We start from the raw sequence: 17,090 nt of genomic DNA on the forward strand, positions 1-17,090 counted from the left end.
CATGGTGCTCCAGGGGTTGGGGGTCAGGGGGTCGAGGTGGCGGGGGCGCCGAACACGGCGCCGGCCCACAGCGGCCAGCGCTGGTCCCAGGTCTGGGCCCGCGCCCAGGCAATCGCTGATTCCGTGGTGACCGCGTCGATGTCGTCGGCCTCGCACACCGCCTCGGCGAACGCGGACGCTGCATCGGCGAACCAGACGCCGGGCGGGGCCTGCCGGTCGAGGTCGGCCTCCCAGCGGGTGCTCACCACCGGGCAACCACGGGCGGCGTAATCGAGGAATTTCATCGAAGATTGACCGTGGCAGAATTGCGCCCGGTGCGGCACGAGCGCGACGCTGGCGTTGTTCAGCAAAGCGCCCAGATCCGAGCGCTGCAGCACGCCGTTCCAGGAGACGCGGGGCCCGAAGTTCTCCAGCAACTGGGCGAACTCAGGCGCCGGTTGATCGCCGTAACCCGCGTACCGGCACTCCCCGAACAGGTCGAGCGTCCAATCCGGCAGCAGCGTCAGCACGTTGCTGACCAGGTCGACGTCGAAGCGTTCGGAGAAAGTTCCCACGTAGACCATGCGGCGCATTCCCGGCTTGTGGGCCGCCGCGCCGTCGACCAGGTCGGCTTGGGTGCCGTTCGGTACAAAGTCCACCTGCCGGCCCGGGAACAGCTCGGCGAGGTGCTCGTTCGCCACGATGACCGCATCGGCCTCGTCGGCGATCTGCTGGTACAACCTGCCGACGTGCGGTCGCCGACCGTTGAGCAGGCGGTTCCAGTCGTCGGCGGCGTCGAACACGCGCCGGCACGGAACACCCGCGGTCGCTTCCCACTGCCACGGCACGTTGACGACGACGGCAACGTCCCGCGGATCCGCATCGGCGCACAACGCTCGTACGGTTCGTCCAAGAAGCTGGTTGTCGACCGACGCTGCCAATGGGCTTCGATGGCCCGGCACAAGCGTCGAGCGCGGGTGCAAAATGCCGCGCTGATTCGGCGCCTTCCACAAGTTGGTGAGCCACGACCGGCTGTTGCCGCCGAGCTGCCGGATGTCCGCCGGAGCCTCGATGTAGTCGACGAGCAGACCGTGGGCCCGGGCCTGCTGCGCCAGCGCGTGTTCGCGACGGATCGCCGGGTTCCACGGGCTCTTGGCGAGCATGACGAGACGTTTCACGCGCCGGCCTCCACCCGGGTACGGCCGAGGAGCCGGTTGGCCATGTCGAGCAGGCCGGACGCGGACTTGTCCCATCGATGCCCGTTCAACGACGCCGCGGCTGCGCGCGACATCTTCGCCCGCTGGTCATCGCGGGAAAGTCTGATCAACGCTGTGGCGGCGGCTGCGGCCTCGCGCGGAACGACGAAGCCGGTCACGTCCGCAGCGACCGTCTCCGGCAAGCCTCCCTCATGGGAGACGATGACGGGACTTCCACACGCCTGCGCCTCAATACTGACGAGCCCCAGAGGTTCGGCCGTGGCCAGATACAGCGTGGCGAAAGCCTTCCGATAAAGGTCGATCAGTTCGTCGTCGCTGATTCCCGTACGGACAGACAGCCGTACTCCCATGGTGCTGGCGAGCGAATGCAATCGCTGCTCCTCGGACCGGTCGGGGTGATACGCAACGACCACGACGGGCAAATTCAAGCCGCTCCGGCCGGCTGCCTCGATAACCAAGTCGTGCCCCTTGCTGCGGATCAGGGAACCGACGGACAGCAGATGCGCCGGAGTGGTGTCCGCGGGCGTCATCCGGGCCGGCGCCCCGCAGGGCAGGACCTCGGCGGTCAGACCGTACGCGGCGAGAATCCGTGACGCCGTATAACGGGAATTCGTCGCGACGGCGTCGGCGTCGGCCATGGCGCTGCGGTCGACGCGGCGCTCCCTGCGGCGCAGGCCCGCGTACAGCGCCCGGGTACGCGGATTCAGGCTGTCCATCAGCGCCGGTTCGTAGTCGATGCGGCGCGGCTCGTCGCAGTACCGGATGACGGGAGCGTTCCGGCGACCGATGCTCACGGCACCCCGCAGCAACGAGTCCGGGTTGGCGAAGATGACATCGGCTTCGCTCTGATCGGCGAGTGCCCCGAGTTCGAGCCAGGTGGCCTGCAACTGGCGCAGGTCGAGCAGGCGCTGCGGCGGCCGGAGCACCGCCGGCAGCTTCGGCGCGGTCACCGTGAGCTGCGCGATGTACGGACGTGCCGTCACCGGTACGGCATGCGACGTGGTGAACTCGACGACGTCGGCGTCGAAGGCGGTCACCTGTTCCATGAGCCGCCGATGGGCGCCGCCGTTTGTCAGGTTGTGCAGCACAGCGATCTTCATGCCTTCCTCCCGGACACGGCGTAGACGCGGTCCAGGTCACCGGCCTGGCGTTTCCAGGTGTGGCGGGCAGCGGCCACGCCGGCGGCTGCGGCACCGATCCGGTCCCGTTCCGCGGGGTCACGTAGCAGCGCGCCCACTTCTCGGGTCAGCGCCGCGATGTCACCGACCTCGACCAGCCGGCCCGTGACGCCGTCCTCGATCAGGGACTCCATCGCCGTGACCCGGCTCGCCACGATCGCGCGGCCCTGCACCATGGCCCGGACGAGGATGCCACTGCTCGGGTTGGACGAGCGGTACGGCAGCACGACCACCGCCGCCGCCGCGGTCAGGTTGTTGAATTCGTCGTCGTCGAGGTAGCCGAGCCACTGCGGAGGATTGGTCATCTCGGCGCTGTCCCGTTGCAGGCGCGCCAACCAGTCGGCGTGCTGCCGCGAAGCCAAGCCGGCGATGACCAACCGGTAATCCGTGCTGGGACCCAGGGCACGCCACATCTCGAGCAGGTCGTCCAAACCCTTGGCCGGGCTGAGGAATCCGCCGAACAGCACGGTTTTGGACGCCGACGGCAACGGACCCTGCAACGGTGCGTCGGCGCCGTGATTGATCAGGCCGATCCGACCGAATCCATAGCCGGTGCACCGGCGGACCGCCTCATCGCTCAGCACCGCGAGCGCGCCGGCGCGGCGGCGGACGTACCGCAGGACGGGCCGGTTGAGCAGCGGCGCGAAGATCTTGTGCGCGACCGCGTCCCGCCAACCCCGCTGGACCGGCATCACTGCGGCGCCGGGCGCGTCGACGAGCGTGGGCGCGTCGTGGGCGACGATGACGACGTCCCGGCGGACGGTGACGGCGACCACTCCGAACCAGAACGGTGCGGCCGTCGTGCGGCCGAGTTCCAGATGGACGACCCGAGCGCGCCGGATCTGCCCCGCCCTCCGCAGGGCGGCCAGCATTCCGGTCCACGCCGGAGCTGCCGTCTCCTTGAGAGCGACGTCGATGACGTCGCGGGACTGGCCCCGGAATTCCTTGACCATTTTCGCGGAGACGTGCGCGACCCCGCCGTCGGTCGGCCGCACCACGAGAACGTCAGGCCGCTTCATGCTGGCTCCCCGCTGCGATCGACCGCCGGAGCTGCCGGTGGACGCCGGGGACGATCCCGTACGCCCGCAGGCACTTTTCCGCGACACGTCGCCAGGTGAAGTTGTCCTCGACGTGCTGCCGGGCCGCGCGGGACAGCTCCAGCCATCGGGCCTGGTCCGCCGCTGCGACGTCCACCACTGCCCGCCGCAGTCCCTCGGCATCGCCCACGGCGGCCACCCGCCCGGTGATGCCCTCGCGGATCACTTCCGGCATGCCGCCGATGTCGGTGCAGACGACCGGTGTGCCACAGGACATCGCTTCGAGCAGCGTCAGGCCGAGGAGCTCGGTCTTGACCTTGCGACCGGCGGCGATGGCCGCGTTGTCGCGCGACGGCAACACCACGACCTTGCTGTTCTGGTACGCCCGGATGACCGCGGCATCGTCGGCGTTCTCGTCGAACGTCACCCGGCGCCCCTCGGCCAGTTTCCGGAGCCGCTCGCGGTACTGCGAGTCGTACGCGCGCCCGACCACGTGCACCGACATGGCTTCCGGCACGGCTTCCAGCAGCTCGGCCACGCCCTTGTGCGGCAGCAACCGGCCCACGAACGTCACGTCGCACGTCCGTGGCCCGTCCCCCGGGGTGAACCGGCTCGCGTCGACCCCGCCGTAGATGACCGACGTCCGGCCGGCGAGCTGCGGGTAGAAGGAGCCGGAGAACTCGCTGACCGGCAGGAACCCTTCAAGCAGGCGGTGCAGCCGCAGCCGGCGCCAGTAGTTCTTGCCGGAACCGCCGTGGTCCGTGGCGTAGACGCGGGCGCCGACGGCTCGCCCGTATGCGAGCGCGACGTTGCTCGTGACGCTCTCCCACTGGTGCAGGTGCAGCGCAGCCGGCCGGCCGATGACCCGGAGCAACTGCTCGTGCAGCGGGTTGACCTCCGAGCCCTTCCACCGGTGCCGGATCGGCAGGATCTCCACCGCGAGGTTGCCCATCGTGGTCGAGCGCCGTTCCGGCCCGAAGCCGACAAGTTTCGTCGGCACCCGTTCGGACATCGCCTTGGCTAGTTCGGTCGGGTATCGCTCTCCGCCACCGAACAATCCGTCCGGACCGAACGTGGCGGGAGTCAGGTGCACCACCGATGTCATTACAGGCTCCGATAGTGATTGAGGGTCTTGCCGACCATGAGCGCCACGTCGAAGTCGGTGACGTCGTGCCGCGCGTTACGGGACATGACCCGGCTCAGCTCAGCGTCCTCGACCACCCGATCGATCGCCGCGGCCAAGGCCTGCGGGTTGTCCGGTTCGACCAGCAACCCGGACCGCTCGTGCGCGACCGCCTCATCGACGCCGTCGACCCGGCTCGCCACCACCGGAAGACCCATTGCCATCGCTTCCAGGGGTACGTATGCGAAGGACTCCCAGCGCGACGGCAGGCACACGACCGAGGCTTGACGCATGAGGGCGGGGATGTCGTCCACCCATCCGGCGAACCGGACTCGTCCGGGGGCGGTCTTCGCGGCGAGTTTTTCGAGGTCGCTGTGCTGCGGTCCGGTGCCGGCGACGATGACGTTCCACTCCTCCCGGGCCGACGCCGAGGCTTCGATCAAGACGTCGTGTCCCTTCTGGCGGATCAGCGAACCGACGGCCACCACGGACGGCTGCCGGGGAATCCCCCCGTCCGCGGCCGGCGTGCGGTAACGCGCCAGGTCGACGCCGTTGTGGATGCTGACGACGCGGGCCGGGGACAGGCCGTACCGGTCGATCAGGAAACGCCGGGACGCCGCGCTGACCGCGATGACCGAGTGCGCCAAGCCGAGCTGAACCCTCTTGAACGCCGTCTTGGCCAGGGCCGCTCCGGGTGTACGGAGATCGGAACTGAGGTTCGAGTCCGAGGCGTTGCTTCGTGGCAAGTGTTCGGTCACCACGACACGGCCGCTCAGGACACGCGCCTTGGCGAGAAGCCGGACCGAGTGGCGGTGGTACGTGTCGGCCAGATGCAGGTGCCACACGTCGGCCTTCGTCAGGCCGTCCTCGAACGGCTTGTAGTGCAGGCCCAACTCGGCCGCGACCTGACCGATCTTGGATCCCCGCGGAGCGGCGAACTCCACGTCGACGTCGTGCAGCAGCAGGCCGTCAGCAAGGTCTCGCAGATGCCGGCCGACACCGCCGGCGGTACACGCGTCAGTTGCCAGGACTACCTTCATGTCGCCTTCACCGATCGAGGAAGCATCCGGACCAGCTCCGACGGCCACCCGCGCACGAGGGTCAGCACGACCACGAAGACGACTCCGGAAAGCGGCAGGGAAATCAGCGGCTCGGAGGTGAAAGCCAGACCCGCGGCCACTGCGGCAGCCGCGGCAACGACAGGCAGCAGGCTGACCTTCAGCAGGGCGCCGTACGGGATCCGGTCGCGCAGGACCAGCCACGAGCCGCCGCAGACGATGATTTCGGTGAGCACCGTCAGCCAGGCCGACGACTCGATGCCGAAGCGAGGTGCGATCACCAGGTTGCCACCGACGTTGATGACCAGCGCGATGACGTTCTGGACGATCAGCCACTTCGCGCGGGCCGCCGCCACGATGACGACACCGAGCAGTTGGCAGAACATCGACACGAACCCGGCGAGCATCAGGATGCGCAGGTAAGAACCGGCCGGGGCATACGCGTCACCGAACAGCAGCGTCATGACCCCGGTGGCGTTCGCGGCAACGATGACCAAGCCGGGCATCACCAGGCTCATGAACCAGTGCCACATCCGGGCCAGCAGGTCACCGAAGCGGCTGACGTCCTCCCAGTCGGCTGACAGTTGAGGCAGCGCGACGGACATCACGAGGCCCGGGAAGATGGTGAGGATGCTGAGCACCTTCACGGCGCTCGCGTACTGGCCCACCACGTCCGCCGTGAACAGACCGGACAGGATGACGACGTCGATGGAAACATAGGCGGTGGCCAGGAACGACGCGACCCCGATGGGATATGACTCGCGGAACAGGACTTCTGCGCTCGGACGCCCGATGTCCTGATCTGGATCGCCATCGATTACCAGCCAGTGCCGGGCGGCCCGCCAGACCAACAGGCTGTTCGCCGCCGCCGCTGCGGACGCCGCGGCAGCCATCGATACGGCCGGCGCATCCAGTACGGCCAGAGCCACAATGACGACCGTCGACGCCACGGACGTCGACAGGTCGATAGCCGCCATGCGACCCACCTGGTGGCGGGCGTAGAAGAACTGGCGCAGAGCACTGGTCCCGGCGAGGGCGAGCGCCGGCGTCATGACCAGCAGCGTGCTGCTGCGGATGGTGCCGTACGCGAAGAAACCGGCCACCACGACACCGGCCACCGCAACGCCAGCCGACCAGAGGAGGTTCACGCGCAGAACCAGACGTCCCAGCACCGACGCGCCGCCTTCGGACCGGCCCAGCGATCGGCCCAGAACCTCGCCGAAGCCAAACTCGGTAAGCGCCATCAGCAGATAGAAGGCAGCCAGCCCGGCCGCGTACTGACCGAAGTGGTCAGGCGACAGTGAACGCACCACCATGACGGACGACAGTGCGGACAGCACCGATCCGAGGACTTTGCGGACCATCATGAGGCCCACGGAGTTGGCCAGCTTGCCGGCGTTCTCAGCGACTGCGGTCATCAGCATCCTGACCCGCCAGGCCCACGACCAGCCCCAGAATGGGGGCGATGGTGGTGGCCACGGCTACATATCTGATCGTCACGACATCGGTCACCGCGGCGATGCACAGGGCAACCACCGCACCAGCAAGCCCGGCCGTCAGCACCGGTGCGCGGGCCCGGGCCCTGCGCAGGTCCATGCCCACGGCACCGAGCAACAGGGCGAGCGCTCCGATGCCCAGCACGCCGGACTCGGAGAAGATCTGCAGGTACACGGAGTGCGCGTGGGTACTCGCGCTACTTCCGGGAGCGTGGGCCAGCAGCACCTTGTTCAAGTTGCCGACTCCGACACCGGTGACCGGATGTTCGAGACCCGTCTCGAGGGCAAGGTTCCACAGAAATTCACGGTCGCGGTCGCCATCGGCGGTGACGACGCCCCGAGCGGTCGGGTCCGACACCGAGGACGCGCGTTCGAGCAGGGACGGCCCGCCCAACGTGATGGCGCCGAGCAGCAGAACTGCCAGCAGGCCGCCCGACATCGCCGCCATCCGCCCGCGTGCGCCGCGAGGAGCGAAGAGCACGATGGCTACCAGCGAGGCGAGGGCGCCCAGCGAGGCCATCCGGGACAGCGACAGCGCCAGTCCGACGCCGATGACCGCGAGCGCGACAACTACTCCGGTCGCGGCGAGGCGCTTCCCCCGCTGCAGCAGGATGTAGACGGCGGCGATCCCCACCGGGATGGCGGCGACGAGCGCGGTGCCCAAGGAGATGGGATCGCTGTAGGTGCCGGTCGGGCGCGGCTGGCTCTGGAAGTCGAAGAAGTAGTCCGACGTACTGCGAATGGTCCCGGTGTAGACGTCGAACTCGCTGCGGGTCTGGAATTCCCAGATCGCGAGCGCCGCCTGCAGCAACAGCGAAGTGAGGCTGCTGCACAGCACCACCAGCAGCCCACCGTGCTGTTTGATCGCGCGGGCGCAGAGAAAAACAACAGCGGCTGCATACAAACCGATGCTGACCGGTTCCCAGACGTTCGAGCCACGAGCGGCCGGAATAGCCGCAAGCACAAGCATGTACGGCAGCACGGCGCTCAGGGCGGACTTGCCCACCGGCTTGGTCAAGCCGAGCAGCAGCGGGATGCCGGCCAGCAGGCACGCCACGACCAGTGCCTGGAAGCTGACGCCGAAGAAGCTCACGTTGAGCGTCGCTGCCGGCGCGACGAAGACCGCTGCCCCGACGAACACCAGGAACGGACTCGGGGCGAGCGCCACGATGGCCGCGATGATCGGGGTGATGACGGTCAGCAGGTACTTCGTCGGAGACGGGGTGGTGAACAGCAGTTGCTCGGTCCAGCCCGAGGCGCCCAGCAGGACGAACGGTGCCGCCAGGACCAGAACGCCGATCTGCTTGGGTTCCAGCTTCGATAGGTCGACCGTCCTGTTCCGGTACGTCAGCAGGACAACCCGGGCCAGCATCACCGTCCGGCCATCGAGCTGTCGTTCCACCGGCGCCGGCCGACCGGGTTGCGGCGCCGTTCGCTGATCACGGCAAGCTCGGTCATGATCACCAGGGTCACGATGAGCGCCACCGTCGAGTACAGCAGTGGTCGCGGCGACACCTTGCCGGCCGACGGCTGCGTCGTCAGCAACGACAGCACGACACCTCGGCCACCCGCGTCCCGCCGGGCCTGAGTGACGATGTCGAGCCTCTTCAACGTCAGCGCCAAGACCTGCTGCTGGGAGTTGTTCAGAGACGTGTTGATGCTCGCGGCCCGGGTGGAACCCGATTTGGCGTCTGACAACTGCTCGGTCAACCGTACGACGTCGGACTTGGCCTGCGTCAGTAGCTTGTCGATTTCCTTGAGCTGATCGGGGTCGGCTTCGGCCGCGGAGCTCATGGACTTTTTAGCCTGGTCGACCAGGGCCTCACCCAACGCGAGGGCGTTCCTGCTGGCCGCTGCGCCCGAGTCGGCCGTCACGGTGACGCGGATGATGTTGGTGTTGGCGACCGTGGTCACCAGCGTGCCCGACGAGATCACCCCGACCGGCACGCCGGCCCGCTTGGCCGCGTCCTCCATCACCACCGGCGTGCCGGCGAACTGCGCGTACTGGGTCGCCAGGCCGTTCGCGCCGTCAACGGCATCAACGCTGGCCAACGACGAGGTGTTGGCGACCAGGACGTCGCTGGAAGCCGAATAGGTCCCGGGCAGGAAGGCGCTGGCCGCCCACGTCGCAGCGGCGATCAGGACGGCAACCCCGAGGATGGAGAAACGGGCTCGCCAGATGATCTGCGGTCTGGCCAGAACCTCAGGCTCCCCGAGGTACTCATTCCTGGCCGGGCCTCGCTGCAGCATTTGTGTCGTCATGCGCCTTCTCTCCACCGTTTCCGTTGGCTCACCCCGTCCGGTGGGGTCAGCTTCCTCGAGCGCCGAATGCTTGTCCCAAGGTCCAGATCAGGACCTTGATGTCGAACCACAAACTCCAGTGGTCGATGTAGTAGTTGTCGTGCCGAACCCGGTCGTCGATCGACGTGTCGCCGCGCAGCCCGCTGACCTGCGCCAAACCGGTCAGCCCGACGGTCATCCGGTGGCGCGATTCGTACTCCGGGAACATGGCGCTGAACTTGCTCACGTAGTGCGGCCGTTCGGGCCGTGGGCCGACGAAGGTCATGTCGCCGCGCAAGATGTTGAAAAGCTGCGGAAGCTCATCGATCGACGTGGCGCGGATGAACTTGCCGATCCGGCCGATGCGGGCCTCGCTGTCGCCCGACCACGCCGTATCGGAGTTGGACACCTCAACCGGCCGCATGGACCGGAACTTGTACATGGTGAAGAGCTTTCCGTTGCGTCCCACCCGTACCTGGCGGAACAGCGGTCCGTGACCGTCCTCGGCGACGATGACGAGCGTGATCGCGATCATCAGCGGAGCCAGGAGCACCAGGCTGATCGTGGCCATGAACATGTCGAACAGGCGCTTACCGAGTTGCTGTCCCAGACTCCAGCCACGGCTGACTCGCATGATCGGCACCCCGCCGATATGGTCGCCGGTCGTACCGGGAATGCGGTCCCAGCCCTGGGTGAGCACGAAGGTGGTGGGAGCGCTCGCACCCCGGCGCAAGCCCTCGACCAGGCCACGGCGATGCGAAGACGTCTCATCGAGAATCAGGATCTCGATGTGGTTGGCTCGCACGGCGTCGGCGAGTTCGTCGAAGTCGCCAAGGTATTTCCACGCGCCTTCCGGCTCATCGCTGGTTGGCCGGTCGGCGACGTAGCCGAGCACGTTCAGCCCATACGTCCGGTGCCGGCTGAGCACGTCGACCACTTTCTGCGCGCGCTGGCCGTTGCCGACGATGAGCGTGGGATGTGCCACCGAGCCGGCGCCGCGGCCGACCCTGATGACTGCGAAGATCGCACCGCGGATGACCAGCATCGCGGTGATCATGAGAGCCGCACCGGCCGCATGCCGCCGTAGCTCCAAGGGCACCCCGAACAACGCGGGGACGGTCAGGGCGACGGTCATGGCGATGAAGAACTGGCTCATCAGCTGCGGGAGCTGGTCCAGCAGGGCCAAGTGCAGCCGCGGCCGGTAGAGACCGGCGGACGCGTACGACATCACGGTCATCAGCCAGCCGACCAGCAACGGCCAGGTCCACTGCTCCCACCAGATCGCGAAGCAGATGGCGACGACGACGTCGCCGACCATGAGGGCCTTGCCGGCCGTGACACCGGTGGTGAATCTGGCGAGAGGTGACCGACGCGCCTCATCCGGGAAGACTTTGACTTCCTCCGCAGCCGAAGAATACGGAGTTGGCGGTCCCTCCTGACCCGAGTGCATATCGCCACGCGTCGAGGACAATCCCGGCTTGATCTTGAGCTCGTTCATATGCGCTTCTACTCTTAGGCGAATAGTAGTTGCTTAAATGCCCACGAATAAATCCAAACGAAGGCTACCGGAAGCCCCGCGTCCAGGAAGAATGCGAGACTTCCTTCGAGTGAAGCCGTGCGGCCGATTCATTGTGACGGTTCGGCCCACAACTACCGGCTCCGGCTGCATCCGCCCTGCAAGCACCCGCTTTGGTGCTACCAGCGGATCAGTATGACCGCCATACGTGAATGTGAATTGCGTTCCTCCGCTGGGAGGCCTACTCATCCTCCGCCGGAGATTCAACGCCGGACAGCGCAATCGGTCACTGCAGCGCCGCTACCACTTTGCAACGCAAGGCCGCCAGGAGATATTCGAAGATTGCACGTGGGTGACAGAAACGTTGCAGGCCTGCTTTAGGAACTCAATTTATCCGACCAAACCAGGCGACTACGCTGCGGCAACCCAAATACAACGTTCACGACTAAGTCGCCTTGAGCCGGCGCCGATCTCTCCAGACGTAACAATCGAGGGGAAAGATTGGTGCTCTAAAATGTGGAATAAGACGGCCGGCAAGACTAAAGCGTGCCTCGTTGCAGCATTGGCTCTTTCGATCACCTTGTCCCAGCCGTCGCTGGCTCAGGCCGCCACCAAGGCGAAGACCAAAGCCAAGCCCAAAACTGCAGTGACGGCGAAGGCTGCCACGGTTCTCTCCGCGAGCGACCTCCGCATGGTCAACTTCGTCGACTCAACGATGAAGACCATGCGTGCGAAGGCTCCGGTCGGTGTCCAGCCGGGCACTTGGAACGACTCCGGCGCATGCTGGCGATGCGACGCTGGGCCTGCACTCGCCCTCGCGTCCGTCTCGGCCTTGACACAGGATCCGGTTCGCCGTGCGGAGGCGGAGACCATCCTCGATGCGGAGCTGCGCACACACCGCCAAACGAACGGATCGTTTGGAACCACGCCGGCGGGATCGGACATCGACACGATGTTCTTCGCCAACACACTGGGAGTCTCAGCGCTGTTGCTGAAGCCTTCTATGGATGCGGCTAAGTACGGCGATTGGTCGGCCGCGGTCGCCAAGGCCGCGGACTTCTTGATTGCCAACGGCAACCTTGCCTGGTACACCAACGGCAACATCACTATCGGCAACGCCCTGACGATGGCGTTGGCTTATCGGCTTACCGGTAATGCCAAGTACTCCAAGGCCTACGAGACGGCCATCACCTTCGCAGTGTCGCCGCCTCAGAGTCGCTGGCCGGGGCGAGGCCTTGTCTACACGACGCGCGGCGTTCGTACCGACGGGCTCGACAGCTCGGGCTACTTCACCGAGGAAGGCTCCGGCAAGGTCGGCTGGGATCCGGAATACACGATGGTGCAGATGGACCACCTGTCGGTCCTGTACCTCATGAATGGCGACGTGCGAGTGCGTGGCTACCTCAACGTGCTCGCCAATCAGATGGACAGTCGTATCAGTAAGGCCACCTACTTCCTGGACACCAGCGGTGGTACTCGCCGTCCGCAGATGGGTCGCCTGTTCCCGTTCGATACCGGAGCATGGTCGGTCATGGCCAACCTCGGTGGCCGAGCGGATCTCCAGCCTTACCTTGAGGGCCAGGCGAACATGTACATGAAGGCTTACGCCAGCGGTGATGGTGACCGGCTTCGAGCTGCCTTCGGCTGGACGGTCGCTTCTGTGCTCATGAGCGACCCGGCTAACGTGACGCTCCGTTGACCCGAACGCGATGTGTCGCTAGCGCCTCGACGCTGAGACGCTAGCGACACAGCTTCGTCAGCCCGCGACCATCGTCCAGCTGATGATGTCCTGGACTCCGTAGTGCGTGCCGTTAGCCGAGGTGAAGCCAACGTTGACCGGCCCTGTGCCGACGGCCTTCGCCAGATCGATGGTCCGGTTGATGACCTGTGTGCCATAGCCGGCAACCGAGGCTGCGCTGACGAAGACCCGGAGGTTCTTGGTCGCGGGGTCGTAGATGACGGTTCCGCGGTACTCCTTGCCGACCAGGTTCACCGGAGCGGTCGCCGAGACGGTCTGCACCTCGGCGTTGCCGCCGGTCACAATCGCGACGTGGTTGGCGTTGATGTCGTACGGGTTCTTGTAGGTGTCGAATTCGACCGCGAGGCTGGGTTTGATCCCGCTGTAGCCCATGCCGCCGCCGTCCCATCCGAGCGCCTTGTTACCGGCACCCTGGAAGACGAAAGCGATCCCATCGCCGTGGACCGCACCGCCCTGGCTCAGCGCGACGAATGAAGCAACGAACGGCTTTGTTGGATTGATCTTGGGAGCTGCCCACGCTGCGCCGGTCGTGTGGTTCTTGTTCTTCACAAGCCTGAGAACCGTCGGCTTGTTGGCCGGCTTCACCAGCGACGCAACACCCCGCAGCGACAGGTCCGGGCCGCTGTCGAAGTTCGGGTAATCGATAACTTTGACAGAAACCGCCGCCTGGGCTGCCGTGGTCGTGCCGCCCATGGCTACGGCGACGACGGCGGCCGTCGCGGCAACAGCCTTCCGGGTGAAGCGAATTTTTCGGCTCAACGTTCACTCCTGTTGGTGTGGAACACTTTGATCTCGGACGTTTCCGAGTGAAAAGGTCTTTGTGCTTCGCCTATGCGGACGCCGCGCGCCCCATGCCCCGATACCGCCAGCCGGCTGCGGACCAAGCGGACATGGGCAAACAATTCCGTCCGTCAATGACATTCCGTCGCGTCACCATGCCGGCCAGCTTGACGGGATCCGCATTACGGAACTCCGCCCACTCGGTCAGAACACAGACCAGATCGGCGGCGTAGACGGCGTCGTCCATGGATTTCACGTGCCCCAGTGAGGGCTGAGCTCGCTTGGCGTTCTCCCCGCCTTCCGGGTCGTAGACCCGAACCTCCGCACCAGCATTCGCGAGCGCTGCAGCGATGGCCAAGGCGGGCGCGTCTCTGATGTCATCCGAGTTGGGCTTGAAGGTGGCTCCGAGCACGGCGATCTGCATGCCGGATAGGTCTGGACCCGCTGGTCCAGCAGGCCGATCCAACATCTCTGCGGCCAGCTGCAAAACCCTCGCGCGCCGCCGCGTGTTGATCAAATCCACCTCGTGCAGGAAACGCACCGCCTCACCGGCACCCAACTCCTGAGCACGCGCCTGGAAAGCTCTGATGTCCTTGGGCAGGCATCCACCGCCGAAACCCACGCCGGCCTGCAGAAATCGGCTACCGATCCGTGGGTCGTAACCGATGGCCCGGGCAAGCTGCACAACGTCGCCGCCCGCCACTTCGCAAACCTCCGCCATGGCGTTGATGAAGGAGATCTTGGTGGCAAGAAAGGCGTTAGCGGCGACTTTGACCAACTCCGCGGTGGCGAAGTCGGTCACGAGCAGGGGAACATCACGGTCCTCGGTAACTGCCAGGTCAAAGACGCCCTTGTGAGCCTCGTAGAGCATGGAATTTGCCCATTGCGTCTTGACACCGACGACGATCCGATTCGGCCGTAGCACGTCCTCCACCGCGAAGCCTTCTTGCAGAAACTCAGGCGACCACGCCACCTCAACGCCGAGTTCGGGGGCGACCCGTTCGGAGACGAGGTGCTCAACCCACTCCGCCGTTCCGACTGGAACCGTTGACTTCCCGACGATCAACGAACGTCGGGTGAGGTGTTCGGCAAGGTTCGTCACGGCAGACTCGACATGCGACAGATCAGCGCCCATGCCACCTTGCCGCTGCGGCGTCCCGACGCAGATGAAGTGCACGTCCCCGAACTCCGCGGTGTCCGCGTAGCTCGTGGTGAAGCGAAGCCTTCCCGCTGCGAGGTTGTCTCGGAGCAGCTTCTCCAAGCCGGGCTCATGGAAAGGAACCGATCCGCTCGACAGCAGGTCGATCTTGGCCTCATCGACGTCAAAGCCGATTACTTCGTAACCCAGCTCGGCGAAGCAAATGGCGTAGGTCGCGCCTAAGTAGCCGGTACCCAAGAATGTGAGTCGTGGTCGTTGAGCCCCGGAAGGCATCGCCACCGGAGGAAAGCCGGGCCTCAGGTCACCGGCTCCGTACGGAATCGTCATGGTCGTCCTTGTGCCATAGAAGCTGTTGCAGACAGCGGCCGAGGATCCCAGCTGCCTGAGCGGCCGGAGCCCTTGCTTCCGATGACGTGAACGAACCAGTAACGCCGGTAGCAATGAATTGAGCTGGAGGTCAACCATCTGCGGTAAGGCTCGGCCCGAACGGATGAGCCGGACTGACCGAAAGGTCAACAAACCGAACCGCACTCGGCCCGTAACGCCGTCGCAGCGTTACGGGCCGAGGGTCAACTCACTGCGCTAGTTGGGCAGGTCGAACTCGCCGTCCTTGGCGCCGCCGAGGAACGCCTCCCACTCGCCGCGGGTGAACAGCAGGGTGCCGCCCTCGCGGTCCTTGGTGTCGCGGACGGCGACCGCGCCGTCGGCCAGGCCGGTGGCGACCTCGACACAGTTGCTGTCGCCGGTGCTGCGGGAGCTCTTCTTCCACTGTGCGTTGCTGAATTCCATCGTGCTTCCTTTCGTCAGACGACCTGTGCCGTCTTCTTGATGAGCGCGGCGGTGTCCGCCGGGCTCAGGGACTGGGCCACCAGGCGCTGAAAGATCAGGCGGTAACGCTCGACGTCCGCCTGGCCCTCGAGGAGCAGATCGCCCATGGTGGTTTCGGTGTAGACCAGCGCCGGGTCGTCGTGCGGGAACTCCATGAGCACGAACGCGCCCGGCATGCCGGGATGGGCCCCGGCGTTGTACGGCAGCACCTGGAGCGTCACCGAGGGCGCGCCGGCCACCTCGACCAGGTATTCCAGCTGTTCCCGCATCACGTGCGGGCCGCCCACGGTCCGCCGGATCGCCGCTTCGTCGATGATCGCCCAGAGGCTGAGCTCGACGTTGCTGTGCAGGGCCTCCTGACGCCGGGACAGCACCTTGATGCGTTGCTCGATGCCGTCCACGGGTTCGGTGGGCCGCAGGCTGTGGATCACCTCGCGGGTGTACGCCTCGGTCTGCAGCAGCCCGGGAACGTACGAGCATTCGAAGTCCTGCAGGCGGTTCGCCTCGGACTCGAAGCTGATGTACGTCTGATAGGTCTGCGGCAGGTTGGGGCCGTAGTGCTGCAGCCAGTCGAGCTGGCGGGAATCACGCGACAGCCCGACCAGCCGTTCTCGTTCGGCGGCATCGTCGACGCCGTAGAGATCGAGCAGGGCGAGCAGGGTGCGCTTCTGTGGGCGTACCCGTGCGCTTTCGATTCGATAAAGGGTTGCGGTGTTGATCCGGGTTTTCTCTTCGATGGTTTCGCGGGTCTGCCCGGACTCGGCGCGCAATCGTCGCAATTCCGCAGCCAGCCTGCGGAGCCGGGCGGTGGGGGCCTGCTTTCCTGGCCGCATCCCTTCCCCTTCTCCCTTCATGATCTCGACTCCGCGGCGGTGATCTGCCATCTGGTTGCCTACTTTGCAGTCGCATCCGGAATTCATGCATCCTTACCCGTGGGGGTTGTCGCATGCCTAGGTGTCGACTGTACCCCCCGGCATGGTGGGGTGCACAAGAGAGAGGGATGACCAGATGTCAGAACAGCACCGCGGTGGCGGCCGGCGGTGACCGCGCACCAGCCGCAAAGGCCGAAGTGGAACTGCTCCGTCTGCGGCTTCGAATGGCCCTGTGAGCAGGCCCAACAACAGATCGCAGCGGACTTCGCGGGGTACCCGACGACGCTGGCCGTGTACATGGCGCAATATCACGCACAGGCTGTGCAGGATGCCGCGGACAGCGGTGACGGGTTGCCGCCTGACCTTTGGGCGCGATTCCTCGGGTGGTTTCCGAGGGGGTCTCGGAGACGGTAGGACCGGCTTTCGGGGGCTGCTGCGGCTTTCGGGCGCTGCCGCAGGTTTTGGGGCTGCCGCTGGGTTTCGGGGGCTGCCGCGGCTTTCGGGCGTGTCACTCTTCCGGGCTCGTCCGGATGGCCGCACCAACATGATCAAAACCGTGGAATCGGCACACGGATGCCTGATCTCCGAAGCCCCGCGTGCTGCGTTTTCTCCTACGAGGCGCCGTCCTGCCTGCGACGCGGCGGCGCTTCGTCAAGACATCGGGAGTTTGCGTGCACCACTCGAACAGCTCTGCCGCCATTACTTGCCGCCGCTGCCTGCCCTCCTTGCCCCCGGAGTGGCAGTGCGCACGGTAAGCCCCGCCGCGGTGACCGGCAGGGGGCGGGGGTTCCCGCCGTACGCCGCCGCG

General features: G+C 66.1%; 14 protein-coding genes. 1 reads left to right on the forward strand and 13 read right to left on the reverse strand.

Features of this window, described 5'->3' with window-relative positions; translation table 11 throughout:
• Positions 1–23: 23 nt before the first annotated feature.
• Genes TFC3_RS28340 through TFC3_RS28380 form a run of 9 tightly spaced genes read right to left on the reverse strand, consistent with a single transcriptional unit; the run spans position 24 to position 10,866 of the window.
• The gene (locus TFC3_RS28340; RefSeq protein ID WP_161952693.1) at positions 24–1,157 is read right to left on the reverse strand and encodes a glycosyltransferase; all 1,134 of its coding nucleotides are present in this window, start codon (positions 1,155–1,157) and stop codon (positions 24–26) included.
• A complete protein-coding gene (locus TFC3_RS28345; RefSeq protein WP_067508214.1) occupies positions 1,154–2,296 on the reverse strand; it encodes a glycosyltransferase family 4 protein in 1,143 nt (380 codons plus the stop codon). The genes TFC3_RS28340 and TFC3_RS28345 overlap by 4 nt, the downstream gene beginning before the upstream one ends.
• Complete coding sequence (locus TFC3_RS28350; protein ID WP_067508216.1) at positions 2,293–3,393, reverse strand: glycosyltransferase family 4 protein; 1,101 nt, start codon at positions 3,391–3,393, stop codon at positions 2,293–2,295. The genes TFC3_RS28345 and TFC3_RS28350 overlap by 4 nt, the downstream gene beginning before the upstream one ends.
• The gene (locus TFC3_RS28355) at positions 3,380–4,516 is read right to left on the reverse strand and encodes a glycosyltransferase family 4 protein (protein WP_067508218.1); all 1,137 of its coding nucleotides are present in this window, start codon (positions 4,514–4,516) and stop codon (positions 3,380–3,382) included. The genes TFC3_RS28350 and TFC3_RS28355 overlap by 14 nt, the downstream gene beginning before the upstream one ends.
• Positions 4,516–5,574: a glycosyltransferase family 4 protein gene (locus tag TFC3_RS28360; RefSeq protein WP_067508220.1), complete on the reverse strand. Its 1,059-nt coding sequence runs from the start codon at positions 5,572–5,574 to the stop codon at positions 4,516–4,518. The genes TFC3_RS28355 and TFC3_RS28360 overlap by 1 nt, the downstream gene beginning before the upstream one ends.
• Positions 5,571–7,010, reverse strand: coding sequence for an oligosaccharide flippase family protein (locus tag TFC3_RS28365; RefSeq protein ID WP_067508222.1), 1,440 nt, complete (start codon positions 7,008–7,010; stop codon positions 5,571–5,573). The genes TFC3_RS28360 and TFC3_RS28365 overlap by 4 nt, the downstream gene beginning before the upstream one ends.
• Positions 6,994–8,490 carry an O-antigen ligase gene (locus TFC3_RS28370; protein ID WP_067508225.1) on the reverse strand — a complete coding sequence of 499 codons (1,497 nt, stop codon included), beginning with the start codon at positions 8,488–8,490 and terminating at the stop codon, positions 6,994–6,996. The genes TFC3_RS28365 and TFC3_RS28370 overlap by 17 nt, the downstream gene beginning before the upstream one ends.
• Positions 8,460–9,350 carry a hypothetical protein gene (locus tag TFC3_RS28375; RefSeq protein ID WP_153040518.1) on the reverse strand — a complete coding sequence of 297 codons (891 nt, stop codon included), beginning with the start codon at positions 9,348–9,350 and terminating at the stop codon, positions 8,460–8,462. The genes TFC3_RS28370 and TFC3_RS28375 overlap by 31 nt, the downstream gene beginning before the upstream one ends.
• A gap of 46 nt (positions 9,351–9,396) precedes the next feature.
• Positions 9,397–10,866: a sugar transferase gene (locus TFC3_RS28380; RefSeq protein WP_082772576.1), complete on the reverse strand. Its 1,470-nt coding sequence runs from the start codon at positions 10,864–10,866 to the stop codon at positions 9,397–9,399.
• 532 nt (positions 10,867–11,398) lie between these two features.
• Here TFC3_RS28380 and TFC3_RS28385 point away from each other — a divergent pair.
• A complete protein-coding gene (locus tag TFC3_RS28385) occupies positions 11,399–12,583 on the forward strand; it encodes a hypothetical protein (RefSeq protein ID WP_153040519.1) in 1,185 nt (394 codons plus the stop codon).
• A 57-nt stretch (positions 12,584–12,640) separates the two neighbouring features.
• Here TFC3_RS28385 and TFC3_RS28390 read toward each other — a convergent pair whose 3' ends face one another.
• The 4 genes from TFC3_RS28390 to TFC3_RS28405 all read right to left on the reverse strand — a co-directional run bounded on the left by TFC3_RS28390 (position 12,641) and on the right by TFC3_RS28405 (position 16,243).
• A complete protein-coding gene (locus TFC3_RS28390; RefSeq protein ID WP_067508232.1) occupies positions 12,641–13,402 on the reverse strand; it encodes an L-type lectin-domain containing protein in 762 nt (253 codons plus the stop codon).
• 70 nt (positions 13,403–13,472) lie between these two features.
• Complete coding sequence (locus TFC3_RS28395; RefSeq protein ID WP_067508234.1) at positions 13,473–14,909, reverse strand: UDP-glucose/GDP-mannose dehydrogenase family protein; 1,437 nt, start codon at positions 14,907–14,909, stop codon at positions 13,473–13,475.
• A 255-nt stretch (positions 14,910–15,164) separates the two neighbouring features.
• Positions 15,165–15,371: a DUF397 domain-containing protein gene (locus tag TFC3_RS28400; protein WP_067508236.1), complete on the reverse strand. Its 207-nt coding sequence runs from the start codon at positions 15,369–15,371 to the stop codon at positions 15,165–15,167.
• A 14-nt stretch (positions 15,372–15,385) separates the two neighbouring features.
• Entirely contained in the window at positions 15,386–16,243 is an 858-nt protein-coding gene (locus TFC3_RS28405) for a helix-turn-helix transcriptional regulator (protein WP_067508238.1), read from the reverse strand.
• Positions 16,244–17,090: the final 847 nt, after the last annotated feature.

Source organism: Actinoplanes sp. TFC3 (assembly GCF_001553785.1).
Lineage (GTDB): Bacteria > Actinomycetota > Actinomycetes > Mycobacteriales > Micromonosporaceae > Actinoplanes.

Excerpts from the sequence above, each read along its gene's own strand:
- TFC3_RS28345 (WP_067508214.1), bottom strand. The coding sequence starts at position 2,296 with ATGAAGATCGCTGTGCTGCACAACCTGACAAACGGCGGCGCCCATCGG.
- TFC3_RS28350 (WP_067508216.1), bottom strand. The coding sequence starts at position 3,393 with ATGAAGCGGCCTGACGTTCTCGTGGTGCGGCCGACCGACGGCGGGGTC.
- TFC3_RS28355 (WP_067508218.1), bottom strand. The coding sequence starts at position 4,516 with ATGACATCGGTGGTGCACCTGACTCCCGCCACGTTCGGTCCGGACGGA.
- TFC3_RS28360 (WP_067508220.1), bottom strand. The coding sequence starts at position 5,574 with ATGAAGGTAGTCCTGGCAACTGACGCGTGTACCGCCGGCGGTGTCGGC.
- TFC3_RS28365 (WP_067508222.1), bottom strand. The coding sequence starts at position 7,010 with ATGACCGCAGTCGCTGAGAACGCCGGCAAGCTGGCCAACTCCGTGGGC.
- TFC3_RS28375 (WP_153040518.1), bottom strand. The coding sequence starts at position 9,350 with ATGACGACACAAATGCTGCAGCGAGGCCCGGCCAGGAATGAGTACCTC.
- TFC3_RS28380 (WP_082772576.1), bottom strand. The coding sequence starts at position 10,866 with ATGAACGAGCTCAAGATCAAGCCGGGATTGTCCTCGACGCGTGGCGAT.
- TFC3_RS28385 (WP_153040519.1), top strand. The coding sequence starts at position 11,399 with ATGTGGAATAAGACGGCCGGCAAGACTAAAGCGTGCCTCGTTGCAGCA.
- TFC3_RS28395 (WP_067508234.1), bottom strand. The coding sequence starts at position 14,909 with ATGACGATTCCGTACGGAGCCGGTGACCTGAGGCCCGGCTTTCCTCCG.
- TFC3_RS28400 (WP_067508236.1), bottom strand. The coding sequence starts at position 15,371 with ATGGAATTCAGCAACGCACAGTGGAAGAAGAGCTCCCGCAGCACCGGC.
- TFC3_RS28405 (WP_067508238.1), bottom strand. The coding sequence starts at position 16,243 with ATGCGGCCAGGAAAGCAGGCCCCCACCGCCCGGCTCCGCAGGCTGGCT.